The organism is Nocardia sp. NPDC050710, assembly GCF_040654375.1.
Lineage (GTDB): Bacteria > Actinomycetota > Actinomycetes > Mycobacteriales > Mycobacteriaceae > Nocardia.
This window is the reverse complement of record NZ_JBFAHV010000004.1, coordinates 331,548-356,262: the sequence shown is the minus strand read 5'-3', so window position 1 is coordinate 356,262 and position 24,715 is coordinate 331,548. Positions and strand designations below refer to the sequence as shown.

Here is a 24,715-nt window from a genome sequence, read left to right as displayed (position 1 = left end):
CGAGATGGGACCGCGATGACGACGACCGATCGGGCCGAGACGAGGGAGCAAACCGCCCCACCGGATACCGTCCGCAACGAGGAACAGAGCTTCGCAGCACTCCTACGCCCCCATGCCTGGGGCTTCTCCACGGTGGTCGTCCTGCAGGTCATCGGTGCCGTCGCGGGGTTGGCGCCGCTATTGGCGGTGGTCGAGTTGGGGCGCGCATTGCTGTCGCCCGGCCCGATCGATCACGGTCGTGTCTGGCTGGTGGTGATCGTGGGGGCGGTCGGGCTGTTCGTCCGGCTCGTGTTCACGGCTGCCTCGTCCGGGCTCGGGCACCTGCTCGACAGCCGGGTGCAACTGTCGTTCCGTCGGCAGTTGGCCACGCATCTGGGGCGGGTGCCGATCGGCTGGTTCGCCCAGCGCCGGACCGGTGAGCTGGCCAAGGTGGTGGGCGAGGATGTGAGTGCGCTGCATCCGTTCATCGCCCATGCGCCCGGCGAGCTGGTATCGGCGTTCGTGGTGCCGCTGGTGTCGCTGGTCTACCTGTTCACCGTCGACTGGCGGCTGACGCTGATCACGCTGGTTCCGGTGTTGCTGGCAGTGGCGCTGGTCCCGTTGATGATGACCACGGCCCGGCAGCGCGAGCAGAGCGAGTTCGATGCGGCGATGGGCCGGATCGCCGATTCGGTCGTGGAGTTCGTGCAGGGCATCGCGGTGGTCAAGGCGTTCGGCGGAGGCGACCGCGCGCACCGCCGGTTCCGGACGGCGGTGGACGATTTCGCCGACACGTTCCTGCGCTGGGCGCGGGGTCTTTCCCCGATCGCCGCCGGGATGCAAGTGGCGCTGTCGCCGCCGTTCGTGCTGCTGGTCGTGCTGCTCGGCGGCACGGTCCTGATAACCGGTGGCGGGATGGCTGCCGCCGATCTGCTGCCGTTCCTGCTGCTCGGGCTGGGGCTGACCGCTCCGGTCGCGGCGCTCGGCCACGGTTTCGACGACATGCAGGCCGCCGGACGCGCGGTCGGCAGGATCCGGGACGTGCTCAACGTCGAGCCGTTGCCCGAACCCGCCCGCCCGGTCACGCCGCGAGGACACCGGGTCGAGCTGCGCGATGTCCGCTTCGCCTATGACGCCGACCGCGAGGTGTTGCGCGGGATCGATCTCGTGCTCGAGCCGGGCACGGTCACCGCGCTCGTCGGACCGTCCGGTAGCGGCAAATCCACACTCGTCCAGCTACTCCCGCGGTTCTTCGACCCGACGCACGGCACGATCACCCTGGGCGGTGTCGACCTGCGCGAGATCGGCAGTCGCCAGCTCTACCGAGCGGTCTCCTTCGTTTTCCAGGACGTGCGGCTGCTGCGTGCGTCGGTGGCCGACAACATCGCGCTGGCGGTCCCGCGCGCCGACCGCGAGCAGGTGGTCCGCGCCGCCCGGCTGGCGGGCATTCACGACCGGATCGTGGAGCTGCCGCATGGCTACGACACGGTGCTCGGCGCGGAGGCCGGGCTGTCGGGCGGTGAGGCACAGCGCCTTTCGCTCGCCCGCGCGCTACTGGCCGACACCCCCGTTCTGGTGCTGGACGAGGCGACCGCGTTCGCCGACCCACAGACCGAACAGGCGGTGCGTCACGCCCTGGCGAGTCTGCAGGGCGACCGGACGATCCTGGTCATCGCCCACCGCCTGGAGACCATCGCCGATGCCGACACCGTCGTCATGGTGGAGGACGGGGTGATCGTGGAGCACGGCGCACCCGCGCAACTGCTGGCCCGCCGGGGCAGGTTCGCCGCGTTCTGGCAATCCCATCGAGGAGACGAGTTGTCATGATCCGAATGTTGCTGCGCGTGCTGGGCCATCAGTACGCGGGTCCGGTGCGTCGCACCGTGGCCCTGATGACCACCGCCGCGGTCCTGGAGGGCCTGTCCTACGCCCTGCTGGTGCCGGTGCTCCGGGAGCTGTTCGGAAGCGGTCCCGAGGACGCCTGGCCGTGGCTGATCGCGTTCGGGATCGCGGTCGCGGTCTACGCGGTGCTGCGCTACCTCAGCGATCTGGCCGGTTTCCGCGCCGGAACCACGCTGCTGCGTGGCACCTACCACCGGCTCGGCGACCACCTGGCTCGACTGCCCATCGGCTGGTACGGCCCCGACCGCGTCGGCGAGGTGTCGGTGCTCGCCAGCCGGGGTGTCCTCGAGGCGATGAGCGTGATCGCGCACCTGCTCGCACCATTCATCGCCGCTTCGGTGACCCCGCTGACGATCGTGGTCGTGATGCTGGCGTTCAACTGGAAGCTGGGGCTGGCCGCCCTGCTCGCCATCCCGCTCGTGGCGGCGATCCAAGCCTGGACGGGACGCGCGATGGCCACCGCCGACGCCGAACGCCACGAACGCGACCAGCGTGCCACCGGCCGGGTCATCGAATACCTGCAGGCCCAGCCGGTGCTGCGGGCCGGTGGCCGCACCACCGAACGCTTCGACCTGCTGGACGATTCGCTGCGCGGAATCCAGCGTGCCGCGCGCCGATCGGCACTGTCGGCCCTGCCCGGCATCGTCGGGCTGACGCTCGCCGTGCAGGCGATATTCACCGTGCTGCTGGCCATGGGCGCCTACCTCGCGCTGGGTGGGAGCATTGGCGCGGCCGAGGTCCTGGCGATCCTGGTGCTGGCGGCCCGCTGCGCCGAACCCCTGCTGTCGCTGGCCGACATCGGCGGCCGACTCCGCAGCGCGCGCGCCCAACTGACCCGACTGGACACCCTGCTGCGCACCGAGCCGTTGCCGGAGCCGGGTGACCCGATCCGGCCGCATCACCACGACCTGGAGTTCGACGCCGTCGCCTTCCTGCACGGCGACCGCATGGTGATCGACAATCTGACGCTGACGGTGCCGCAAGGCAAGCGGTTGGCGATCGTCGGCCCCTCCGGGGCGGGCAAGAGCACCCTGCTCCAACTACTCGCGCGGTTCCACGACGTGAGCCAGGGTGCGATCCGGGTGGGCGGCGTCGACGTCCGCGACATCGATACCAGCGCACTGATGGCGCAGATCGCCATCGTCTTCCAGAACGTCTATCTGTTCGACGGCACGATCGAGGACAACGTTCGCCTCGGCCGACCCGACGCCACCGACGCCGAAGTCCGCGCCGCGGCAACGGCGGCATGCCTGGACGAGGTGATCGAACGACTGCCCGGCGGCTGGACCACCCATGTCGGCGAAGGAGGCGCACTGCTGTCGGGCGGCGAACGTCAACGCGTTTCCATCGCCCGCGCGCTGCTGAAGAACGCTCCCATCGTCCTACTCGACGAGATCACCTCCGCCCTGGACCCGGTCAACGAAGCCGCTGTCCACCGGGGCATCGAACGCCTGATGGCGGGCCGCACGGTGGTGATGGTGGCCCACCGTATGCACACCGTCCGAACCGCCGACCGCGTCGTCTTCCTCGACAATGGCGGAATCGTGGAAGAAGGCGCTCACCATGATCTGCTGGACCGAGGCGGCCGCTACGCCGACTTCTGGAACATTTCCACTGCGTCGAGATGAGACCGGCCGCCTTCGCGGTGGCCGGTCTGCCCGGTGTCGGATGGTGGATACCTACCGCTCGGCGCGGACGTCCGCATTCAGGTTCACCGCGTCAGGGCAGCACCGCCAGTTCGTTATCGACCAGCCGGAGCCTGCGTGACAGATCCGAGGCGAAGATTCGTTCCGGGTCCACGGCGTCGCGGATCCGGCGCCACTCGTCCAGTCGCGGGTACATCGCCCGGATCATATCCGGGGTAGTGCGCGAATCCTTGGCGAAATAGAGACGTCCGCCCGCATCGAGAACCCGCTGATCGAGCTCCGAACAGAATTGCCCCACACCGGGTTTCAGCGGGAAATCCAGGCTGAGCATGAATCCGGGATGCGGCCAGGACAGCGGCGCGGGATTGCCCGGGCCCATGCGCTTGAAGACATTGAGGAACGACCGGTGCCCGGAGTGCGCGATGGCGCGCACCGCCTCGGCGAGCTGCGCCTCGGCGCCGAAGGGCATCGAGAATTGATACTGCAGGAACCCGCGGCGGCCGTAGGCGCGATTCCATTCGCCGAGCAGATCCAGCGGATGATAGAACTGCGTCAGATTCTGGATCCGGCCGCGCGCCTTCTTGGGATAGACGCGGTACGCGGCCTCGGCGGCCATCCGGGTCGTGAGATTGTTGACCATGCCGTTGGGGAAGATATCCGGAACCGTGAACAGTTGCGGCGCATCGAATTTCAGCGGGTTGCCGCGCAGCTTGGCGGGCAGCTGGTCGAGCGTGGCGAGCGAGCCGCGAGTGAACCCGGCGCGCCCGAGGTTCGGGCCGGTGCTGATGGTGTCGGGCACGGACATGCTGTAGTCGTAGCCGTCGTCGGAGCCGCCGGTCAGCAGCTCCATCGTCTCTTCCAGATTCGCGGTCCGGTCATTGTCGGCGATGAAGTACGCGGTTTCGGTGCGCTTCATCCGAACTCGTGCGCGCACCACGATGCCGGTGAGCCCCATGCCGCCGACCGTCGCCCAGAACAGCTCGCGATCCGGACCTTCCGGGGTGAGCGTGCGCACCGAGCCGTCGGCAGTCAGCAACTCCATCGACACCACGTGGTTGCCGAAGCTCCCGTGCGAATGATGGTTCTTACCATGGATATCCGAGGCGATCGCGCCGCCGATGGTGACCTGACGGGTGCCCGGCAGCACCGGAACCCAGAGGCCGTCCGGCAGCACCGCGCGCATCAGCGCGTCCAGGCTGACACCGGCGTCGACATCGACGATCCCGCTGTCCGGATCCACCGAGTGGATGCGGTCCAGCACGGTCATATCGATGACCAGACCGCCGCCGTTCTGCGCCGGATCGCCGTAGCTGCGGCCCAAACCCCGCGCGATGACACCGCGCGCCCCCGCCGCACGCACCGACTCGGCGATGATCCCTAGGTCCGGGGTGCGCAGTACCTCCGCGACGCTCGGCGCCGTGCGGCTCCAGCCGCTCAGCGCACGCCGATCGATCACTGATCCCCCTGTCTCAGAACTCATCCCGCCACCGTACCGATGCACGCAGGCCGCGCGGGTGGCGGTGTGGACCCGCGCTGATCAGCTGAGCAGCAGACCCACCGCGAGGGCGACCATGATCACCGCTATGCCGATATCCAGGACCCGCCAGGCGATCGGGCGGGCGAAGAGCGGCCGGAGCCTGCGGGCTCCGTAGCCGAGGGCGGTGAACCACAGGACGCTGGCGAACATGGCGCCCGCGCCGAGGAACCAGCGGTCGGCGGCGGCATAGGTGTTGGCGAACGATCCGAGCAGCAGCAGGGTGTCCAGGTAGACGTGCGGATTGAGCCAGGTCAGGGCGAGACAGGTCACCACGGTCGCCCCGAGCGCGACCGTGGCGCCCGCGGACTCCGCGATGAGCGTCCCCGACGACAGCGCGCGCCGGGCCGCCAGCGCCGCGTAACCGAGCAGGAATGCCGCGCCGGCGTAACGCACCACCGTCAGCACGGCCGGGACCGCTTCGACCACCACGCCGAAGCCGCCGACGCCCGCGGCGATCAGCACGATATCGGAGACCGCGCAGACCGCGACGACCGCGAACACATGCTGTCCGCGCACGCCCTGGCGCAGTACGAACGCATTCTGCGCACCGATCGCCACGATCAGTGAGAGTCCGAATCCGAGACCCGAGAGGGCCGCCATGGCCGCCGAAGAAACCGTCACGTCCGTCGACGGTAGGTACGGCCATAGAACCAGTCCAGCTAAAGATTCTGAAGCATCATTACCATTTCTTAATATGGATCTGCAGCTCGACCAGCTCCGCGCACTCAACGCGGCCGTCACCGAAGGCACCTTCGAGGCGGCAGCCCGACGGCTCAACGTCACCCCGTCGGCCATCAGCCAGCGCATCAAGGCACTCGAGGATGCGGCCGGTCGCATCCTGCTGCAACGCACGAAACCGGTGCGCGCTACCGAATCCGGGCTCGCGGTCCTGCGCTTGGCCCGCCAGATCGAATTGCTTTCCGGCGACGCCGCCCGCGAACTCGGCGACGCGCACCGGCGCGCCGACCGCCCGGTCCGCGTGCCCATCGCGGTCAACGCCGACTCCCTGGAAACCTGGGTGATGCCCGCGCTGGGTCGCGTCCCCGCCGGGGTCTGTTTCGAGATCCACCGCGAGGACGAGGAGCACACCACCCGGCTGCTGCGCGACGGAACCGTCATGGCCGCCATCACCTCGACGGCCCAGCCGGTCCAGGGTTGCCGGGTCGAGAAGCTCGGCGCGATGCGCTACCGACCCATGGCCAGCCCGGACTTCGCCGAGACCTGGTTCGGCGACGGTGCGCAGGCCTATGCGCATGCGCCGGTGGTGCTCTTCGACCGCAAGGACGACCTGCAGGACCGGCATATGCGCCGCCGCACATACCGGCCCGTCGATCCGCCGCGCCACTATGTTCCGTCCTCGGCGAGCTTCGGTGCGGCGGTCCGCCTCGGCCTCGGCTGGGGCATGATGCCCGACCTGCAAATGGAGGGCGATGAGGCCGCGGGCCGACTGGTCAATATCGATGGCGACTCCTTCATCGACGTCCCCCTCTACTGGCAGCAGTGGAAGCTCGACTCCCCCGCACTCACGGCCATCGCGACCGCCATCGCCGCGGCGGCCGCCGAATCGCTGCGCTGAGCGGCCCTGCGGCCGATCGAGATCGCCGCCTCGTGGGCCGTGGGCATTCTGCTGGTCTTTCGCGTCGTCGGTCGGCCTCGGCGAGGGCCGTGCCCATCGACGGACCGCGCCACAGCGGTAACGCGCCGTTGCACGCTCGGCGGAAAATCAATGGCCGCCCGCACCGCCGACTGACATCATCGGCGAATGTCCGCCGCCGTCTATCTGATCACCGGCATCCAGGCCGCGGGGAAGTCGACCGTCGCACAGGCTTTGGCCGAGCGGCTGCCTCGATCGGCACACGTGCGCGGCGATACGTTCCGCCGCTTCGTCGTCGGTGGACGCGCCGAGATGACGGCGGAACCGACCACGGACGCCCTCGACCAACTGCGGCTGCGGCACCGGCTCGCCGCCCGCACCGCCGACGACTACGCCGACGCGGGATTCACCACGGTGCTACAGGACGTCTTCCTCGGCGAATTCCTTCCCTGGACCATCGACCGGATCCGGACCCGCCCGCTCTACGTCGTCGTCCTCGCACCGCGACCGTCCGCGATCGCCGATCGTGAAGCCGGGCGCGACAAAACCGCCTATGGCGCCTTCACCATCGAGGGGCTCGACGCCGTGCTGCGCGACACCACCCCGCACCTCGGTCTCTGGCTCGACACCACGGACCTGACCGTCGAGCAGACCGTTGACCGCATCCTCGCCGAGGCACAGCCATTGGCGCGGTGATCCCGGGCGCGGTGGCAATCGGCCGATCCCCGAGGAAGGGATGCTCGCGGTGCTCAGGCGAGGGATCTACCTGCCGCGTGCGGTGCCGGTCAGGCGTGATCGACGAGTTCCGGGTGTCCGGCACGATGCGCACAGTGCGCGCAGCAGAAGATCGTTTCCCCGGCTTCGACGCCGTGACCCAGGATGCGACAGCCGCAATGCGCACAGTCAGGGGCCAGTGCGGCGGCGGCGCATTCGAAACTGTCGAAGGTGCCGGTTGTGCCGTCGCGGGTGATCGTGAAGGTGTTGTGGTACTCGTTGCCACAGGTATCGCAGGTCGCCATGATGTTCACTCCTTCTGGCCGTAGTAACCGAGGATGGGCATCGTTGTTCAGTATTGCTGAGGCCGTACCCGCGTGGTGCGGTATCAAACCGCCGGACAGGATGCGGCCGATCGGCCACCAACCCGCCGCCAGCTGCCGAGTCGGCTTAACCCTCCCGGTCGCCCTCTTCGATCGACTACTGCGCCACCCTGCCGATCGTGGATATGCGCAGACACGTCCTGGCGGAGGGAACCGATCTAGCGTCCCAGTTCGCCGCCACCCCCACACCCTGAACCGGTCGCGGCCCACTCCGACCGCGATCGGCTGGTGGTGCACGAGTTCATCGCCGATGCCTGGTGATCCACTCAGTTGTGCAGCACCATTCGCAGGGTTGCAATTCGGTGGGATCGACGGAGTGCCACGGAACCGGGACGATGTCATGGATATTCTTTCCCTGCCGCCCGGATTGCGCCTGCCCGTCGAGCAGCCACTTGCATCGAGAATCATTGTGATAAGCCCGGCCGCCCCGTGTTCGGTAGCCACGGGACAACACCCCTGTGGGCAGTGCCCGGCAATAGTCGCATTGGCCGGGCGGTAGCTCATGACGACACAGATCGTCCTCCGGCACCGTGCGGTGTTGAACTGGAGTCGAGGTCTGGTCTGCTGTCGAGGCCGAACTACCTACCTGGGATTCGTCACGGACACTGAACAGATCCGATGGATGGTACGGAATAAGCGTCGACGCCAATTCGACCGGCACCACGGCTGCGGCCTCCTTGGCGCCACGCCCAGCCAGCCGGTCCGCGCGCTCATTATCGGCGTGACCGTTATGACCGCGCACCCACACCCATTCGATGGTGCGGTCACGCGTGAGTTCGTCCAGGCGCTCCCACAGATCGATATTCTTGACCGCATTCTTGCTACTGGTCAGCCAGCCGTTGACCCGCCACTTCGACAGCGAGTTCGTGACGCCCAGAACCACATACTTGCTGTCCGACGACAGCCGGACAGCAGCTGGGCGCGTCAATGATTCCAGCGCCCGGATCACCGCGGTCAGTTCCATCCGGTTGTTGGTCGTAGACGGATCGCCGCCGTAGATCTCCTTCTCATGGTGTCCATATCGCAGAACCGCACCCCACCCACCGGGCCCCGGATTGCCCAAACATGCTCCGTCAGTGAATATCTCGACGATTCGCTCCCCATCCTCCGCCATGTCGCAACGATACGCGTTCGGCGGCACGGTGAGCGGTGATCGCGCCGCAAGTCGAATACGCTTGTGGCAAAGCCCGTCCCGGCCTCTCCGCCGTCCAAGCCGAATCCATCTCGCGCAGTCCGAGCCACCGACGCACTGATGGCTCGCGCCGCGTGCGCCGCTCGGGCGACTCTCTCGGAATGATCAGCGATAGGCATACCTCTGACTGTCTTCGAACTTGTTGGGTGACAGTCGGCATCCGGCCTCGACTGTGATTTATCCCGTATATCCGGGTTCAATGACGCATCCCGTGTCGATAGCGCTTAACGTCGCGACGGCACAACAGTTGGTTTGGAAGGTGGCAGCGAGCGTGGCAGGTACCCAGGCGAAGATCGATGAACTGGTCAAGATCCTGACGATCGCCGAGGAACCGGCAGGTGAGGCCGGTGCCGCCAAGCGGGAGAAGAAGGGCGTTCCGAGCGTTCGCCAGCGCGTGGACATGCTGCTCGACCGTGGGACGTTCATCGAGACCGGTGCGTTGGCTCGTCAGCCCGGCCAACCGGATGCTCTCTACGGTGACGGACTGGTCACCGGTCGCGGGCTGATCGGGGGCCGTCCGGTGGTGGTGATCGCCCACGACCAGACCGTGTACGGCGGCTCGGTCGGGATCACGTCCGCCCGCAAGTTCATGCGCGCGCTGCAACTCGCGTTCGACACCGCGTGCCCGGTGGTGACGATCAATGATTCCGGCGGTGCGCGAATCCAGGACGCGGTGGGTTCGATCGCTTCCTTCGGTGATATTTCCCGGGTGCTGGAGAAACTGTCCGGGTACGTGCCGCAGGTGTCGATCATCCTCGGCAAGTGTGCCGCGGGTTCGGTGTACGGACCGATCAACACCGACGTGCTCATCGGCACCAAGGATTCCTACATGTTCGTCACCGGGCCGGAGGTGATCAAAGCCGTCAACGGTGAGGACATCACCGCCGAGGAGCTCGGTGGCGCCAAGGTACAGGCCGAACGCGGCACCCTGCATCACGTGGCCGACACCGAGCAGGAAGCCTACGACTGGGCCCGCAACTACCTGAGCTACATGCCGACGAGCTGTCTCGAGCAACCGCCGATCGTGAACCCCGGTCTGGAGCCGGAGATCACCGCTTCCGATCGGGAGCTCGACAAGATCATCCCGGATTCCGATCGCGCCGGTTACGACATGCACGAGATCCTGCTACGGATCTTCGACGACGGTGAATTCCACGAGGTCCGCGAGGCGTTCGCCCCGAATCTGATCACCGGGTTCGCCCGGGTCGACGGATATCCGGTCGGTGTGATCGCCAACCAGCCGTTGGTGTTGGGTGGTTCCATCGACGCCGCCTGCTCGGACAAGTCGACCTACTTCATCCGGCTCTGCGACGCGTTCAATATCCCGCTGGTGTTCGTCGCCGACACCCCAGGCGTGCTGCCGGGCCTCGAACAGGAAGCCAATGGTGTGATCATCCGCGGCGGCCGGGTCCCACGCGCGATCATCGAGGCGACGGTCCCCATCATCAATCTGGTCGTGCGCAAGTCCTATGGCGGCGCCTACGGCATGATGGCGGCCCGGCAGGTCGGTGCCGATATCAGTTTCGCCTGGCCGACAGCCCGGATCGCGGTGATCGGCGCCGACAGCGCGGTCGACCTCATCGGCAGGCGGCAATTGGCGGCGGTGCCGGAGGAGCATCGGGCAGCGGCACGCGAGTTCATGGTCAACCAGTACAACGAGACGATCGCCACCCCGTGGATCGCCGCCGAACGCGGCTACATCGACGCGGTCATCGAACCGGCGCGCACCCGTCTGGAGATCCGGAGCGCACTGCGCCTGTTGCGCGACAAGCCGCCGGTCAAGCCGGAGTTCAACCCGCGCAAGCACCCGGTGTACCCGATGTGATCTTCCCGAACCGCTCACCGGTCCGGTCGGTGACAGCCGCCCCATCGTGGTCATGGATTCCGGAGCGAACGACCACCCTCGCCCGGTGAGCGGCAGGAGCACCACACTCCCGTCCGCAGCGCCTCGATCACCTTCTCCGAATCCACCAGAGGACGCGGTTTTTATTTGCGTTCAACAGGTTTCGGGACCGCCGCTGCGCGCAACCGCTGGCGGGCGTGGTCACGGTGTCCGCCGCTGAGCAAGCACGCCTCGGTGGCGGGCAGCCGGACTCCTGGGCAGGGTTGTCCACCTACTCCCGAGCGCCAAATCCGCCAACCATCGGAATAATTCAAGACCGCATAGGTCAGACCATGGTCGGGTACACCGAAACTGATGTTGGTATGAAGCATACGAACTGTCCGATACCGATACTCGGCGCGGAACTGTCCGATTCGACCAAGGTGCTCCCAATACCAATATCCAGCACGAACACATCATCGTCATAGACGAACGAGACGCTGCCGCAGATGATCGCCTCGGTTCCCGACCCGGAGACTTGGTTCGGATATTCCGCTTCTTGTGAACACTCCAGCCAGGACTCCACGCCGTCGATGTCCAGTTCTATATCACAGTCTTCGCTCGCTTGAACCGTCGATTTGCCCCTCCAGACAACTGGCCAAGTCTTGGTACCGAATTGCGCACGGGTGCGCTCGCCTGGATTCGCATCCTCGAGTATTTTGATTCTCATCTTCACGCCACTTCGGGAACTCGGATTACGAACGTTACCGGTGTTGCTCCCTGCTCTCAGGACTGATCGGTCTCGTCGGAGTGGATGCGGACCGCAGTTTGTACATCCGGCATGTTCGCGGCCCACTCGAGGAGGATTTCCGCGGCCGTCTCGGGCGTGGTCTGACCCACGTCGCTGTCGTCGTCTTCCTCCCACTCGACCAGTCGTCCATAGTTGGCCAGGCCGGTCAGGACAACCGGATCATTCCGGTAGTCATGTTTCGCTCGATCGAGAAACTCTCGGATCTTCTCGTCGTAGTGTTGGCCGCCATAGTCGGTCGGGTACCGCTGCGACGGCTCCGATGCTGGAGCCCAGCGCAGCCCGTGAGCCTCCACAAAGTTGTTGACCTCGGCCAGCTGGCCGAGCGGGATGACGAGTTCCGGCAGCCGAGCTTGGTAGATATCGGCAGCTGCCACGGTCGTGCCGAACAGCCGCCGGAACTGCCGTCCCAGTGACTGATTCGGAGCCGGGACTCGGTCGACTATGGCATCCCAGACGGGCTGCGCGATCAGCGCGAAGACGATCATGTGCCCATCCAATAGGGTTGATGCGGAATAGATGTCGTCGCCGATCGCGAGGTGGGTGCGTTCGATGACCTGGAGCAGCTCCTCGATGTCACTGTCGGAGGTCAGCCAGTCGCCGACGGAAATGCTGGTCTGGTCTTCGGCGAAGAACCTGCCGTCCCGGTATCGATCGACGAAGTAGCGCAGAACGAGCTCGGTGTTGAGGTCCTCACGGACCCCGTCGACGCCACCGAGCCGGTCGTAGGTGCCTGCAATGCCGAGCGTGATGGGAAGGTAGATCTCGCCCCTTCGTTGCAGCACGACCAGTGTGGCGTCGATTCCCATCAGGCTGACACCGGTGATCATGCAGTTGCAGTCGTAGAAACCCATTAGCGTCGGACACCGCTCCCGTGTGACATTCGAAACTTGTTCGATCCCGGCCGAGTTCGGCCGTTCGCCGTCGGTCGACAGCTCTGTCCAAACTAGTGCCCGGTCAGGCAACCTTCAGTAGGTGATCCGGGTGCCGGATCTTGGTGCTGACGGCGAAGTCTCGGACAGGTCGGGTGTGCTGGTTGCGCCAGCGAATGTAGGAGCCGACGACGTCGTCTTGTTCGATATGGCTGCGGTGGTCGGTGCCGTTGAGTGCGAAGTACCGCAGCGCGGCGAACTCGCACTCGATGCGGTTGAGCCAGGGCGAATAGGTCGGCAGGAAAGCCAGTTCCACGTCCGAGCGGCCGGTAGGTCGCCCGCAGCCGTCTCGGCGCGCGGCGAGCGAACCAGCTGCGCCCGGGACACGGCAGGTTCAACAGCCCGAATTCTATCCACCGACCGCACGACCCGCTGGGCACCAAGTGGCTGGCGAGGAGCACGCCCGGGGCGGTCCGCTACCAGTGCCGCGCATGGTCCCCCACCAACGGATCGGCGGCGCAGGAACACTCCACCAAGGTGTCCTCACGGACAACTATGTCGAATCCCATAGTGGAACGATGTTCTGAATCCCGCAGGGGGACAGCGCGATCCGCCACCGCACATCAGGCCAATGAGTTGCATTGCCCCCAACAGGGGTTTAGTCTCCAGCCGACGTCGACGCAAGAATCTCAATCGGGGGTGCAATGAATAGTGGTTTACTGCCACGGCTTCCGCAACGCGCGTAGGTGTAGCGATTCTCGGCGGTGCCAGCACTGACAGCGGTGACCCCGCGCGCGACGACAGCAGCAGCAGCAGCTAACGAAACAGCCCGGTTACGAGCTCGGCGGCGGCCAATTCGCCGGCAACCTCCGATTCGGCCGCCCCGGCGCCGTGTCGCTCGCCGCGTCGGACTCCTCCGAAGCACCTGCGCCACAGCCTGACACGGTCACTGCTCCTCAGCAGTCTTCGTTTCCGCTCCCGCCGTTCGGGATCATCAGAGAATCGCCACCACTGAATGACACTGGCGACCAAAAATCTTGCCTTGGCAAAAGACATAGCGTGTCGGAAGTGAGGAAATCACTTCGACGACGAGGCCGGAGGCGGCCCGTGGAATGGAACCGACTGATCGATGAAGCTCACTGCACTACGCAATTTCGCCACACTGCGAACCACCGCGGTCGCGCTCACCGCCGCGCTGTCCGTCACGCTGCTCAGCGGCACCACCGCGGCGGCACCGCAGAAGCCTTCGGCCATCACCTCCCTCGAGAAGGAGGGCCGCACCTGGCATCTGAAGGTGTACTCGGCTGCGATGGACAAAGAAATCACGGTCGACGTCCAACGTCCTGCCGACGAGTCCACACCCGCACCGAACATCTACATGCTCAACGGACTGGACGGCGGCGAGGGAACCGCGAATTGGAAGGCACGAACCAACGCGCTGGAGTGGCTGGCCCCCAAGCAGGTCAACGTCATTCAGCCGGTCGGCGGCTACGGCAGTTACTACACCGACTGGCAGAAGCCGGATCCTGTTCTCGGCGTGAACAAGTGGAAGACCTTCTTCACCGAAGAACTGCCGCCGCTGCTGGACAACACGCTGAAATCGACGGGTCTCAACGCTCTGGCCGGACTGTCGACCTCCGGCACCTCGGTACTGCAGCTGGCCGAGGCCAAGCCCGGCCTGTGGAAAACGGTCGCCGCCTATAGCGGATGCGCGCAGATCGCCGACCCGGTGGGTCAGCAGTACGTCAAGCTCGTCGTTGAAAACCGCTCCGGGGGCATGACCTCGAACATGTACGGTCCCGATGACGGTCCACTGTGGTCCGAGAATGACCCGGTCATCAATGCGGAGAAACTGCGCGGCACACTCCTCTACATCTCCACTGGGAGCGGCATCCCGCTGATCGAGGATGTCCAGTACTACCTGAACATGGCGCCCGGCATCGACGGCGCGGTCGCCCTCACCCTCGGGGTGGCGATCGAAGCGGCCGTCAACGGCTGCACGAACAACCTGAAGAGCAAGCTCGACTCGCTGGCCATCCCCGCGACCTACCAGTTCAACCCGGTCGGTACCCATTACTGGCCGTATTGGGAACAGGCACTGCACGAGTCCTGGCCACTGCTGGCGCAGGGCATGGGAATTCCGGCCTGACGGCCAGAAGGGAGGAGTCCAGCGTAGGAATCCTCCCGCACTTACATGGACGAGTCTTCGATCAGCCCAGCAACCCACGCTGCTGTCGTCGTCTTCCTCCCACTCGACCAGTTGTTCATAGATGGCCAGGCCAGTCAGGACAACCGGATCATCCCGGTAGTCATGTTTCGCTCGATCGAGAAACTCTCGGATCTCCTCGTCGTAGTGTTGGCCGCCGTAGTCGGTCGGGTACCGCTGCAACGGCTCCGATGCTGGAGCCCAGCGCAGCCCGCAAGCCTCCACGAAGTCGTTGACCGCGGCCAGCGTGGAGCATCGCCGCCTCTGCCTCACCTCGACAGAAGTCGTCTATCGCCAGACGAACCGAGTCGCCAACCTTCATAGGTGGAGGATAGCTACGACGACCGACAACAACGAGCTACTTTCAGCACGTCCATACGGCCCTGACGAATCGCCACCATGCAATCGCTCGAGCGCGTGTATCGCAATCGCTCACAGACGATCTCAGACGCCGTCTGGGTAGGGCATCACGTCGTGCGTCACTGATCACCGGCAGCTCCATCGTTGTCTCAGTTGCCATCTCGAAGTACCTGCGACTATGCCGTCCCATGCCGATGAGAGCCGCCCAGAATCGAAACTAGGCCGCTCTATTCGCGGGAGTGTGGCGGGTCATCGACCCCCGGATTGATTACGAGCCCGTTCGGTCGTGGTGACGCACCCCTGCACCTTCGTCCCGTACTCGTCGCCCGCGCTGGCGTTCAGCGCGTTCCGGCCGTCCGGCAGTGTGGTGCGTCTGCGCCGATCGTCGCACCTACATCGCGCAGGGCTGGCGGGTACCTGGGCGTGATGACGTACTCGAGATTCCACACCCGCTACTCGGGTTCCTGGAGCCGGGGACGTGCTTGGGTGTGCGGCTTCAGGACACGGGTCACGGGACGTTCCTGCTGTCCGGCAAGCCAGTGACCGACCCGGAAGCGTTGTCGCAGATGGATATACCGGACCACGAGACCTGCTTCGAGGTTCCAGTAGGACAGGAGATCAGGGGCGATGCAGCTCTTACAAGGTGAGGCGTTCGACGAGTTCTTCCACACGTTCGAGCGCACCGCGTACCATCTCGAAGTGCTCGACACGTACGAGACGCCGGAAGAGTCCGAGCCGTTCCAACAGTTCTTGGCCGGCGAGCCCGACGACTACGAGTGGTTCAAGGACTGGGCCGACGACGTTCACGCGATCACGTCGAGCGGGAAGCAGATGCGACGTGCCCGCGTCATCACCGAGCCACACACCGACTATACCCGGTGGGGTCTCGTTGTTGCAGAACAGAACATCGCTGCGGGCGAGGAAATCCGCTATCTGGCTCGGCATCTGATCGACCCATCCGACCTGAGTACGGATGACTTCTGGTTGTTCGATGACAACCTCGTGGCGTTCACCGTCTTCGAGCCATCCGGCCAGTTCGTGGGCGGTGCGTTCACCAGAGATCCGGTGATCGTTGATCATGTTCGGGCGGTGTGGAATCGGGTGTGGGACAAAGCAGTCCCCCACGGGGAATACGTCAAGGCGTGACCACTACTGCGAAAGAGGCCCGCGAGGCGTTCGGTGAGCGCCTGCGCAACCTCCGCAAGGATGCTGGGCTGACCGGTAGGCAACTCTCTGAGCTTGCCGGTTGGCACAGTTCTAAGGTCTCGAAGATCGAGTACGGGAAGCAGACGCCGACAGACGATGACGTGCGCGTCTGGTGTATCCACACCCACAGCGCCGATCAAGTACCCGACCTCCTCGCCAACCTGCGCAACGTCGAGACTGCCTATCTCGAACAGAAGCGAATGCGCTTGCCACACAGGCAAAAGCAATCCATCGCTACGGAGGGCCAAACCGGCCTGATGCGATGGTATGAGCCGGTCGTGGTGCCAGGCTTGTTACAGACCCCGCCCTACGCGGAAGCACTGCTCGCTATGGTTCTCGATTTCTACGACGACCCACCAGACGACCTCGAACCGGGGTTAGCCGCGCGCCTCGAGCGTCAGCAAGTCCTGTACCGAGGCAACCACCGCTTCTACTTCCTCCTTGGTGAACAGGTTCTCCACACCCGCGTGGGCACCGCGGACCTGATGCTCGAACAGATGGACCGATTGCTCACAGCAATGTCTCTGCCTCGCGTCGTGCTGGGCATTGTGCCGACGAGCAGTGACTACCGGGCACCGGTGATGAACAACTTCATCATGTTCGACACCCGCATGGTGCAGGTCGAGACCATCTCGGCTGAGCTGACGATCACCCAGCCCAGCGAGATAGCGTTGTATGACAAGGCATTCCACCGGCTCAAAAATCAAGCCATCCACGGGCAGGACGCGCGGGCCATGATCGCTGCGGCTATGGCTGCCCTGCGGTCTGATCATGACCCACGCACATAGGTTCCGACGTGCGTCAGAGAAGCGTTCTTCTGATCAGTGATCAGGAGTCCGTATTACGAGCCACAGCGGCTTCCTCATTTCCAACACGAGGCGAGTCACTTCTGATTAGCTCGGCAATCTCACTGGGCGTGGCATCCGGAAATAGCTGCCTCATTGCGATCACCTTCAGAACACCCTGGCGATCAGAACCTTCGGTCATCGCTTCCGAGATATCCACAGCATACTGTCGACGCTCGGCGTTATCTACTGCCGTGTTCAGCAAAGCAAGATTATCGGCAGCAGACTTCGATGCAGCATCTGCTCGCACGTAGAACAGCGCAGATATAGCGGCCGGTAGCGCACCGCAAATCGCCGTAAATATTGCCACGTCTTTTTCTGAAAATATTGCAATGAACGCGGCGATAAGCAGTACAAGAAGTCCACATAGACCTGAGACCAAGCACACCCAGAAATAGATACTACTTTCACGCTTGGCATCTTTTATATGACCGAAGTATTCCTCGACCTGCCGCTTTTCTACGCTACTTGGGTTGCGTACCCAAACAGCTCGGCCAGCAGGGGAGGGTTGATTTTCCGTACGACTACCGTTGTGATGGTCAGGCAGGTTATCTCCACCAGAGAATGACTCGTCAAGCGCCGTCCGCAAAAGCTCCTGATTGAATGCATCTACTGCGACCTGTGCGCGCACCGATACATCCTCTTCGGGACGAAGCTTGGTCCTGATCCATGTTCCCAGAACCGTCCAGAGGGATGTACTTGCACCGAGAGCAGCGATGGCAGCGACGAGCACCTCAGGTCCCACGTGGGGATCGTCCCATACTCAACACCCAGAGGCGGGGGGTTCCGTCAACCCACACGATAACAAACGAACATGCGCACGTGACTACATAAATCCTGGTGGACTGCCTCAGCCAGATGCAGGCCCTCCGCGAGAGCAAGAACCGATCGGAGGCCATCGCCGACGCAATAAGGGCGGGTGTGGACATCAACAGGCTTCCCACACCGACCAAGCAGGACCGGCAATCGCTCCGAGCACTCAAGGCCGCAGTCGCGACTTCGCCGAAGTTGAAATGAACGGGGCAAACGCATCTGAGCCAGCCAAAGTGCTACACAAACTGCTCATAAGAGTCCAGGAGACACCCGTGAACGGGACAAGTCCCAATGCTGATACCCAGGAACTGCACACCGCGTTCGATGTCCAGCTCGCCCGCGCGATGGCCGGCGAAGCCGTCCACAACCACACCGGCCTCGATTCCGAAACCTTCCGAGCCCTGGCACGGATCGCTGGGGCGCACCCGACGATTCCGCCCGCTCTGATCGAAGCCGCGCATACGGCTTTCGAAGGTCAGCTCAACGGCTCCAATGAAGACAACGGCCTGCCCTCGTTCATGCGTGGGAAGCGCAGTGAATCGCCCCGGTGAGTCGGGAGACTTACTGGGGATCCAACCGCCTCGACGTAATCCGCTGCCAACAGCATGTTGGCGGCGTTCGCGATGACTTTCAGCGTGATGCGTGGCCGTTGTCGGCGTAGCTCACGGAGCTCGGCTGCAACGCGGGCCATCCGGGCAAAATCCTGGGCCCCGACCACCCCTCCACCCTCACCTCCCGCAACAACCTCGCGAGCGCCTACGCATCGGCGGGACAACTGGACCAAGCCATACCCCCTACGAAGCCACCCTCACCGATTCTCAACGGATCCTCGGAGCCAACTATCCAACCACCGTCCTCGTCCGCAACAACCTCACCGCCGCGCGAACAATTGCCGACACCGACCGCCGAGTCTGCCGATTCGGTCGGTGCCGACCAACCACCGCGGTCCACGGCTCTGGACACCGAGAATCTGCGTCTGGTCTGTTCGCAGGCATTCAGTCAGCGACCACTCTCATACCCGCCGGGTGCCTACCGGTGTGATTCGAATCCCTGGCCCTTCGGCTGTCAGCGGGTTCGGGTTGTCAGGCGTTTGGCCCACCTATAGGTGGTAATCGGCTTCGATCACCAGCTGCCCACCCGGAAACCGCAGGTCGTCCACGTTCCCATGTTCGATGTGCCCCGCCGAGGGCACGAGTCTGCGACGTTCACCTGTCGAGCCGGAAGCGACAAGCCAATGGGCCATACCGACAGGCGAAACGGTGCAGCGCAAGGAAGCTGGGAACGGAATTCTTGGCGTATTCCTGGTCGCAGCCCGCAGACTAAAACAGGTCAGGCACGGTGACCGCGCCTGACCTGCTAGTTCTGCTCCCCCATCTGGACTCGAACCAGAAACCTGCCGATTAACAGTCGGCTGCTCTGCCAATTGAGCTATAGGGGACTATCCTGTGTGGCCGTTCCGTGGTGAGCGGGCCGAGAAGAAACTTTAGCGTACGGTTGGGCGGGTTCCCAAATCGCGCTTCTACCTGGGCGGATGTGGGGGGCGGCGGGGGACTGTGGATCCGGATCGACAGGTGGGACCGGTGTCGGGCAGGATGGTAGCCGCGCACTGGCTATTGGGAGGAGCTCAACGAGATGCTGCGGTTGATCATCGGCATTGCGGCCGGGTACGTGCTCGGCACTAAGGCCGGTCGGGCTCGGTACGAGCAGATCAGTGCGGCGACCCGCGCGGTCACGGAGAGTCCGGTGACCCGCAAGCTGGTGCAGGTCGGTCGGCAGAAGCTGTCGGACAAGCTCAGCACGCGACCGCAGCTGGAGCCGATGGTGCCGCTGGACGAGCGAACCACGGTGCTGGTGCCGCACGATCAGCTGCGCCGCTGAGCGACGACTGTTCCAGCGCCGCACGGGGTTTCGGCGCGGGGATCAGTTCGTGACGAAATCGTCCGAATTGCCCATGGCCTGGGTGAGCAGGCTCTTGCGGTACTGCTCCAGTGCGACGAGATCGCCGAACAGCGCCATATACGCATCGGGCTGTTCGGTGGACGATACGCGCTGGAGTTTGGATTTCAGTTCGGCGACCTGACGGCCGACCCATGCCTCCTGGGCGCGAGCCAGTACTCCGGTGATGAAGCGGGGGATGTCGTCGGCGCGCTTGACGGGGAGCGGCTCGCTGGCCAGTTCGGAGACCAGGGCGCGCATGGTGAGGTCGTCGGTGCAGTCGGATACCGCGTTGACCCATTCGGCGCCGCCGAGCCCGGCGGAGGTGCCACCTGCCGCGCTGATCATGGTGCGGACCGCGACGTAGGCCGGGTGGGTGAATGCCTCGACCTCGAGCGCATCGAAGACCGTGCCCGCGATCGCCGGGTATTGCAGTGCGGCGCACAGCACTTGGCGCTGCGGCAGCAGGACCGGATCGTTGGGAGCGGGGCGGGGTGCGGGCCTTTCGGCGGCCGGTTGCGTCGACGCGGACGCACCATTGCCGTCGGAGCGGCGGGGGCCGTCGGTGCGGGCTCGTTTGGCCTCTTCGCCGACCCGGCGCACCACGGTCTGGATGTCATCCCAGCCGACCCACCCGGCGAGCTTGGTGGCGTAGACCCTGCGGGTGGCGTTGTCTTTGATCTGGGCGACCACGGGGATCGCCTCACGCAGGGCCTGCACCTGCTGGTCGCCGGTCATGTCCTTGCTGACCGGATCCTTGTAGTACTTCTCGACCATGCCGCGAATGACGAACTCGTACAGCGGGGTTCGCCGCGCGATCAGGTCGCGCACGGCGCCGTCACCGGAGCGCTGCCGTAGCTCGCACGGATCCTGCCCGTCGGGGGCGACCGCGATATAGGTCTGCCCGGCCACCCGCTGGTCGCCGACGAAGGCTTTCAGCGCCGCGGCCTGGCCCGCGGCGTCACCATCGAAGGTGTAGATGATCTCGCCGCGCCAGAAGTTGTCATCCATCAGGAGGCGGCGCAGGATCGCCATATGCTCCTCGCCGAAGGCGGTGCCGCAGGAGGCGACGGCGGTTTTCACTCCGGCCAGGTGCATGGCCATGACGTCGGTGTAGCCCTCGACGACGACGGCCTGATGACCCTTGGCGATCTCCCGCTTGGCGAGGTCGAGGCCGAACAGCACCTGGGACTTCTTGTACAGGATCGTCTCGGGGGTGTTCACATACTTGCCGGGCATGGTGTCGTCGTCGAACAGTTTGCGGGCGCCGAAGCCGATGACCTCGCCGCCGAGATTGCGGATCGGCCACAGCAGGCGGCGGTGGAACCGGTCGATCGGGCCGCGCTTGCCCTGTTTGGACAGGCCGGCGGCCTCCAACTCCTTGAAGTCGAAACCCTTGCGCAGCAAGTACTTAGTCAAGGCGTCCCAACCGTCGGGTGCGTATCCGCAGCCGAACTGCTGGGCGGCGTTGCCGTCGAAGTTGCGGTCGGTGAGGTACTTGCGAGCCGTCTCGGCCTCCGGTTCACACAACCGGGCCATATAGAACTCGTGCGCGGCGGCGTTGGCGGCGACCAGCCGGGACCGGGTGCCCCGATCCCGCTGTACCGAGGTACCGCCGCCCTCGTAGTTGATCTGGTAGCCGATGCGGTCGGCCATCTGCTCGACGGCCTCGACGAATCCGATGTGCTCGATCTTCTGGAGGAACTTGTAGACGTCCCCGCCCTCGCCGCAGCCGAAGCAGTGGAACAGGCCGTGATTCGGACGCACATGGAACGACGGCGACTTCTCGTCGTGGAATGGGCACAACCCCTTCATGGAGTCCGCACCCGCCCGTTTCAGCGCGACGTACTCCCCCACCACATCTTCGATCCGGACGCGTTCGCGTATTGCCGCGATATCGCGATCTGGGAGTCGTCCGGCCACTCAGCGAGTCTAGCGTCGATCCCGTCGACCCATTGATCCGGACAGGAGTAGCCGGGCGGCGTCGAGCACCCGCCGGTGGCGGGCGGCGTCAGTGGGCTTTTTCACCAGAATCGCCTGCTGAATGGGTGTTCAGGCCGGACCCGCGGTGCGCAACGATGCCAGCACCCGCTCCAGCCTGCTCTCCGTATACGACGCGATCTGGTCGACGATGACGCGGACCCGGGCCGTCTCGGTGTCGGCGGCCTCCCACCAGGGCAGCAGCACCGGGTCCAGGTACGTGGGCCCGGCCGCCAGGAGACGGGTAGCGACCTCGAGGATGCGATCCCGCTGGTCGGCTTGGCGGAGTTTGTGGTCCTCGTCGGACATGACGTAGCGCAGGGCGACGGTTTTCAGCATGGCGACCTCCGCCTGGACCACGGGAGGCACCACGAGATCGGCGGCATATCGGGACAGCGGACGCGGACCGGCGACCGCGCGGGTCGCCATGATGGCCGCGGTGGCGAAGCGGCCGACAAGTTCGCTGGTCAGGCGTTTCAGGGCGACCGAGCTGGCGAAGGATCCGTCATAGCGGCCGACGGCGGCGACCACGGGAAGTTCCGAAAGGCGCTGGGCGGCGGCGACGAGTTCATCCGCGGACAGCGAGGGATGCTGGGCGAGGCCCATACGTGCGAGGGCAGCCTGTTCGGCGGGGTCGGCCAGCGCCCGCAGTTCGATGCGGCCCGCGATCACGCCGTCCTCGACGTCGTGCACCGAGTAGGCGACGTCGTCGGACCAGTCCATGATCTGGCATTCCAGGCTCTTCGTGCGGTCCGGTGCGTCCTTGCGTATCCAGTCCAGGCGGTCGGTGTCGATGTCGTATGCGCCGAATTTGGCGCCCGGCCCGGGGCGGCCCCACGGATATTTGATGGCGGCGTCCAAGGCGGCGCGGGTCAGGTTGAGTCCGGCGCTGGTGCCGTCGGGAGCCAGAACCTTGGGTTCCAGCCGGGTGAGGATGCGCAGATTCTGGGCATTGCCTTCGAAGCCGCCGTAGTCGTCGGCGAATATGTCCAGGGCCTTCTCGCCATTGTGTCCGTAGGGCGGGTGGCCGATGTCGTGGGCCAGACCGGCCAGATCGACCAGGTCGGGGTCGGTGCCCAGGCCGTCGGCGATGCTGCGGCCGATCTGGGCGACCTCGATCGAATGGGTCAGCCGGGTGCGCGGAGTGTCGCCGTCGCGCGGACCCATGACCTGGGTCTTGTCGGCAAGTCTGCGCAATGCGGCCGAATGCAGTACGCGCGCCCGGTCGCGCGCGAACTCGGTGCGGTGACCGGTTTCGAATTCGCTGCGCGGCGGGCCGAGACCCGCGGTCTTCGCGCCCTCGACGACCATGCGTTCCCGGTCGTGTTCGGTGTAGTTGTCAGTCATCGGATCTCACTGGCCCGCCGTGTATTCGAAGTCGGCGGAGAAATGGGTGAGCTGGTACCACAGCAGCGCGCCGGTTTCCCTGGCGATGCCGTGTGCCTGGGATTCCCGGGTGTAGACGGCCGGGCCGGTGCGGGTGGGCGCGGTCCACGCGTCCAGCCCGGCGTCGCGGGCCATGGTGCGGGTGCGCAGCGAATGCCAGGGGTCGCTGACCAGCACCGCCGAGGACATTTCCCGCGCCTGCATGGCGGTCGCGACGGCCTCGATGCTGCGCAGGGTGTCCGAACCGGTCTCCACCGCGAGAATGTGATCCGCGGGCACGCCGAGGGACTGTAGGTAGTTCTTGCCCGAGGCGGCCTCGGTGTACAGGTCGCCCTCCTGCTTACCGCCGACGGTGATCACCTTCGGAGCGACACCGAGCCTGAACAGCTTTGCCGCCTGGTCGAGGCGCGCCTCGAAGACCGAGGAGGGCGTGCCGGAGTACTGCGCCGCGCCCAGCACCACGATCGCATCGGCCTTGCTGTAGTCGTCGATCCGCGCCACCTGCCACACCCGGATCGCGGTACCGCCGATCAGCACCACCCCGGCCACGATCGCGCCGGCCGCCAGCCGCCAGGTCCAGCGCCGCAGCCCGGCGCCGAAACCACGCGGCCGGCCGGGATCTCGAGCCGATCCGGCTCCGGGATGCTGGGTTGACGAACTCACGTTGCAAGTCTGCCAGGACAGGCTGACATTCCGATGAGTTGCCCGGGCGGGTCCGACGGTGAGACGCCTCGGATCCCGGGAGCGGGCGGATCGATGTCGGCGGCGGACGGATTACAGCGCCGCGTAGACCGCCTCGATCAGGCCCGTTCGCGGCTTCACGCCGCGCTCGGATTCGCTGCGGTCGGCTCACCACCCGCGCTCGCGCCATTCGGCCAATTGCGGACGTTCCGCGCCGAGGGTGGTGTCGTTGCCGTGGCCCGGATAGACGATGGCGTCGTCGGGGTAGCAGTCGAAGAGTTTGGTGGTGACGTCCTTGTAGAGCGAGTCGAAGTCGGCCGGGCTGTTGGTTTTCCCGACACCCCCCGGAAACAGCGAGTCGCCGGTGAAGAGGTGATGGCGGCCGGATTCGTCGGTGAGAGCCAAGGTGACCGAGCCCGGGGTGTGGCCGCGCAGGTGGATGACCGAGAAGGTGAGGTCGCCGATGTCGACGGTGTCGCCGTCGGCGAGGAGACGGTCGGGGTGGACAGGGAGGGGAGCGGCGTCGAGGGCGTGGACGGCGGTGGGGGCGCCGGTTTCGGCCTGCACCTCCTTCAGGCCCCACCAGTGGTCGGGGTGCTGATGGGTGGTGAGGATCAGTCGGATCTTGCCCGGGGCCTCCTGGGCGATCAGGGCCGCGATGCGCTCGGGTTCGTTGGCGGCGTCGATGAGCAGGGCCGCGCCGGTGGCGGCGTCCTGGACGAGATAGCAGTTGTTGTCCATGGCACCGACGGACATTTTGATGATGCGGGCGCCGGGTAGATCCCGCTGCTGCGGATTCGATCCGGGGAACACGTGGCCGGTGTACGGAACATCGATCGTGATCACACGTCGAT

At 65.3% G+C, this 24,715-nt stretch carries 22 protein-coding genes and 1 tRNA gene; 10 read left to right on the top strand and 13 right to left on the bottom strand.

What is annotated here, in order from left to right; translation table 11 throughout:
• The first annotated feature begins 15 nt into the window (after positions 1 to 15).
• Together AB0H61_RS11625 and AB0H61_RS11620 are read left to right on the top strand one after the other, a co-directional pair.
• Positions 16 to 1,806, top strand: a complete 1,791-nt coding sequence (locus AB0H61_RS11625; RefSeq protein ID WP_357302144.1) for an ABC transporter ATP-binding protein — start codon at positions 16 to 18, stop codon at positions 1,804 to 1,806.
• Entirely contained in the window at positions 1,803 to 3,509 is a 1,707-nt protein-coding gene (locus AB0H61_RS11620) for an ABC transporter ATP-binding protein (RefSeq protein WP_357302142.1), read from the top strand. Before AB0H61_RS11625 ends, AB0H61_RS11620 begins: the two co-directional genes overlap by 4 nt.
• Positions 3,510 to 3,600: 91 nt before the next feature.
• Here AB0H61_RS11620 and AB0H61_RS11615 read toward each other — a convergent pair whose 3' ends face one another.
• Positions 3,601 to 5,007, bottom strand: a complete 1,407-nt coding sequence (locus AB0H61_RS11615; RefSeq protein WP_357302139.1) for an FAD-binding oxidoreductase — start codon at positions 5,005 to 5,007, stop codon at positions 3,601 to 3,603.
• 57 nt (positions 5,008 to 5,064) lie between these two features.
• Positions 5,065 to 5,664, bottom strand: coding sequence for a LysE family transporter (locus AB0H61_RS11610; protein ID WP_357302327.1), 600 nt, complete (start codon positions 5,662 to 5,664; stop codon positions 5,065 to 5,067).
• A gap of 94 nt (positions 5,665 to 5,758) precedes the next feature.
• Between AB0H61_RS11610 and AB0H61_RS11605 the strand changes: the two genes are divergently transcribed.
• Together AB0H61_RS11605 and AB0H61_RS11600 are read left to right on the top strand one after the other, a co-directional pair.
• Positions 5,759 to 6,640: a LysR family transcriptional regulator ArgP gene (locus AB0H61_RS11605; RefSeq protein ID WP_357302137.1), complete on the top strand. Its 882-nt coding sequence runs from the start codon at positions 5,759 to 5,761 to the stop codon at positions 6,638 to 6,640.
• A 186-nt stretch (positions 6,641 to 6,826) separates the two neighbouring features.
• On the top strand, positions 6,827 to 7,354 hold the full coding sequence (locus tag AB0H61_RS11600) for an AAA family ATPase (RefSeq protein ID WP_357302135.1): 528 nt from the start codon (positions 6,827 to 6,829) through the stop codon (positions 7,352 to 7,354).
• An 89-nt stretch (positions 7,355 to 7,443) separates the two neighbouring features.
• On the opposite strand, the gene AB0H61_RS11595 is transcribed toward AB0H61_RS11600, so the two are convergent.
• Both AB0H61_RS11595 and rnhA read right to left on the bottom strand, forming a co-directional pair.
• Positions 7,444 to 7,677: a hypothetical protein gene (locus AB0H61_RS11595; RefSeq protein WP_357302130.1), complete on the bottom strand. Its 234-nt coding sequence runs from the start codon at positions 7,675 to 7,677 to the stop codon at positions 7,444 to 7,446.
• Between the two features lie 319 nt (positions 7,678 to 7,996).
• Complete coding sequence (gene rnhA, locus AB0H61_RS11590) at positions 7,997 to 8,869, bottom strand: ribonuclease HI (protein WP_357302127.1); 873 nt, start codon at positions 8,867 to 8,869, stop codon at positions 7,997 to 7,999.
• A 349-nt stretch (positions 8,870 to 9,218) separates the two neighbouring features.
• On the opposite strand from rnhA, the gene AB0H61_RS11585 reads away from it, so the two are divergent.
• Entirely contained in the window at positions 9,219 to 10,772 is a 1,554-nt protein-coding gene (locus tag AB0H61_RS11585) for an acyl-CoA carboxylase subunit beta (RefSeq protein WP_357302124.1), read from the top strand.
• Between the two features lie 343 nt (positions 10,773 to 11,115).
• On the opposite strand, the gene AB0H61_RS11580 is transcribed toward AB0H61_RS11585, so the two are convergent.
• From AB0H61_RS11580 to AB0H61_RS11570, 3 genes are all read right to left on the bottom strand, one after another.
• Positions 11,116 to 11,505 carry a hypothetical protein gene (locus tag AB0H61_RS11580; protein WP_357302121.1) on the bottom strand — a complete coding sequence of 130 codons (390 nt, stop codon included), beginning with the start codon at positions 11,503 to 11,505 and terminating at the stop codon, positions 11,116 to 11,118.
• Between the two features lie 50 nt (positions 11,506 to 11,555).
• The gene (locus tag AB0H61_RS11575) at positions 11,556 to 12,431 is read right to left on the bottom strand and encodes a hypothetical protein (RefSeq protein WP_357302118.1); all 876 of its coding nucleotides are present in this window, start codon (positions 12,429 to 12,431) and stop codon (positions 11,556 to 11,558) included.
• Positions 12,432 to 12,534: 103 nt separating this feature from the next.
• Complete coding sequence (locus tag AB0H61_RS11570) at positions 12,535 to 12,765, bottom strand: hypothetical protein (RefSeq protein WP_357302116.1); 231 nt, start codon at positions 12,763 to 12,765, stop codon at positions 12,535 to 12,537.
• Positions 12,766 to 13,578: 813 nt separating this feature from the next.
• On the opposite strand from AB0H61_RS11570, the gene AB0H61_RS11565 reads away from it, so the two are divergent.
• The 3 genes from AB0H61_RS11565 to AB0H61_RS11555 all read left to right on the top strand — a co-directional run bounded on the left by AB0H61_RS11565 (position 13,579) and on the right by AB0H61_RS11555 (position 17,009).
• Positions 13,579 to 14,598: an alpha/beta hydrolase family protein gene (locus AB0H61_RS11565; protein ID WP_357302114.1), complete on the top strand. Its 1,020-nt coding sequence runs from the start codon at positions 13,579 to 13,581 to the stop codon at positions 14,596 to 14,598.
• A gap of 1,044 nt (positions 14,599 to 15,642) precedes the next feature.
• Complete coding sequence (locus tag AB0H61_RS11560) at positions 15,643 to 16,161, top strand: DUF6879 family protein (protein WP_357302112.1); 519 nt, start codon at positions 15,643 to 15,645, stop codon at positions 16,159 to 16,161.
• Entirely contained in the window at positions 16,158 to 17,009 is an 852-nt protein-coding gene (locus AB0H61_RS11555) for a helix-turn-helix transcriptional regulator (protein ID WP_357302109.1), read from the top strand. The genes AB0H61_RS11560 and AB0H61_RS11555 overlap by 4 nt, the downstream gene beginning before the upstream one ends.
• A gap of 40 nt (positions 17,010 to 17,049) precedes the next feature.
• Here the strand turns inward: AB0H61_RS11555 and AB0H61_RS11550 are convergent, their stop codons facing one another.
• Positions 17,050 to 17,697, bottom strand: coding sequence for a hypothetical protein (locus AB0H61_RS11550; RefSeq protein WP_357302107.1), 648 nt, complete (start codon positions 17,695 to 17,697; stop codon positions 17,050 to 17,052).
• 454 nt (positions 17,698 to 18,151) lie between these two features.
• On the opposite strand from AB0H61_RS11550, the gene AB0H61_RS11545 reads away from it, so the two are divergent.
• Positions 18,152 to 18,430, top strand: coding sequence for a hypothetical protein (locus AB0H61_RS11545; protein WP_357302104.1), 279 nt, complete (start codon positions 18,152 to 18,154; stop codon positions 18,428 to 18,430).
• An 814-nt stretch (positions 18,431 to 19,244) separates the two neighbouring features.
• On the opposite strand, the gene AB0H61_RS11540 is transcribed toward AB0H61_RS11545, so the two are convergent.
• Positions 19,245 to 19,317, bottom strand: a tRNA-Asn gene (locus tag AB0H61_RS11540).
• A 194-nt stretch (positions 19,318 to 19,511) separates the two neighbouring features.
• On the opposite strand from AB0H61_RS11540, the gene AB0H61_RS11535 reads away from it, so the two are divergent.
• A complete protein-coding gene (locus AB0H61_RS11535) occupies positions 19,512 to 19,757 on the top strand; it encodes a hypothetical protein (RefSeq protein WP_357302101.1) in 246 nt (81 codons plus the stop codon).
• Between the two features lie 42 nt (positions 19,758 to 19,799).
• Here the strand turns inward: AB0H61_RS11535 and dnaG are convergent, their stop codons facing one another.
• The 4 genes from dnaG to AB0H61_RS11515 all read right to left on the bottom strand — a co-directional run bounded on the left by dnaG (position 19,800) and on the right by AB0H61_RS11515 (position 24,707).
• Positions 19,800 to 21,737: a DNA primase gene (gene dnaG, locus AB0H61_RS11530; RefSeq protein WP_357302099.1), complete on the bottom strand. Its 1,938-nt coding sequence runs from the start codon at positions 21,735 to 21,737 to the stop codon at positions 19,800 to 19,802.
• A gap of 129 nt (positions 21,738 to 21,866) precedes the next feature.
• Complete coding sequence (locus AB0H61_RS11525; protein ID WP_357302096.1) at positions 21,867 to 23,141, bottom strand: deoxyguanosinetriphosphate triphosphohydrolase; 1,275 nt, start codon at positions 23,139 to 23,141, stop codon at positions 21,867 to 21,869.
• A gap of 6 nt (positions 23,142 to 23,147) precedes the next feature.
• On the bottom strand, positions 23,148 to 23,768 hold the full coding sequence (locus tag AB0H61_RS11520; protein ID WP_357302324.1) for a YdcF family protein: 621 nt from the start codon (positions 23,766 to 23,768) through the stop codon (positions 23,148 to 23,150).
• A 261-nt stretch (positions 23,769 to 24,029) separates the two neighbouring features.
• On the bottom strand, positions 24,030 to 24,707 hold the full coding sequence (locus tag AB0H61_RS11515; protein WP_357302094.1) for an MBL fold metallo-hydrolase: 678 nt from the start codon (positions 24,705 to 24,707) through the stop codon (positions 24,030 to 24,032).
• Positions 24,708 to 24,715: the final 8 nt, after the last annotated feature.

Excerpts from the sequence above, each read along its gene's own strand:
- AB0H61_RS11575 (WP_357302118.1), bottom strand. The coding sequence starts at position 12,431 with ATGGGTTTCTACGACTGCAACTGCATGATCACCGGTGTCAGCCTGATG.
- rnhA (WP_357302127.1), bottom strand. The coding sequence starts at position 8,869 with ATGGCGGAGGATGGGGAGCGAATCGTCGAGATATTCACTGACGGAGCA.
- AB0H61_RS11535 (WP_357302101.1), top strand. The coding sequence starts at position 19,512 with ATGCTGCGGTTGATCATCGGCATTGCGGCCGGGTACGTGCTCGGCACT.
- AB0H61_RS11600 (WP_357302135.1), top strand. The coding sequence starts at position 6,827 with ATGTCCGCCGCCGTCTATCTGATCACCGGCATCCAGGCCGCGGGGAAG.
- AB0H61_RS11620 (WP_357302142.1), top strand. The coding sequence starts at position 1,803 with ATGATCCGAATGTTGCTGCGCGTGCTGGGCCATCAGTACGCGGGTCCG.
- AB0H61_RS11610 (WP_357302327.1), bottom strand. The coding sequence starts at position 5,664 with ATGGCGGCCCTCTCGGGTCTCGGATTCGGACTCTCACTGATCGTGGCG.
- AB0H61_RS11605 (WP_357302137.1), top strand. The coding sequence starts at position 5,759 with ATGGATCTGCAGCTCGACCAGCTCCGCGCACTCAACGCGGCCGTCACC.
- AB0H61_RS11625 (WP_357302144.1), top strand. The coding sequence starts at position 16 with ATGACGACGACCGATCGGGCCGAGACGAGGGAGCAAACCGCCCCACCG.
- AB0H61_RS11565 (WP_357302114.1), top strand. The coding sequence starts at position 13,579 with ATGAAGCTCACTGCACTACGCAATTTCGCCACACTGCGAACCACCGCG.
- AB0H61_RS11525 (WP_357302096.1), bottom strand. The coding sequence starts at position 23,141 with ATGACTGACAACTACACCGAACACGACCGGGAACGCATGGTCGTCGAG.
- AB0H61_RS11560 (WP_357302112.1), top strand. The coding sequence starts at position 15,643 with ATGCAGCTCTTACAAGGTGAGGCGTTCGACGAGTTCTTCCACACGTTC.
- AB0H61_RS11595 (WP_357302130.1), bottom strand. The coding sequence starts at position 7,677 with ATGGCGACCTGCGATACCTGTGGCAACGAGTACCACAACACCTTCACG.
- AB0H61_RS11615 (WP_357302139.1), bottom strand. The coding sequence starts at position 5,007 with ATGAGTTCTGAGACAGGGGGATCAGTGATCGATCGGCGTGCGCTGAGC.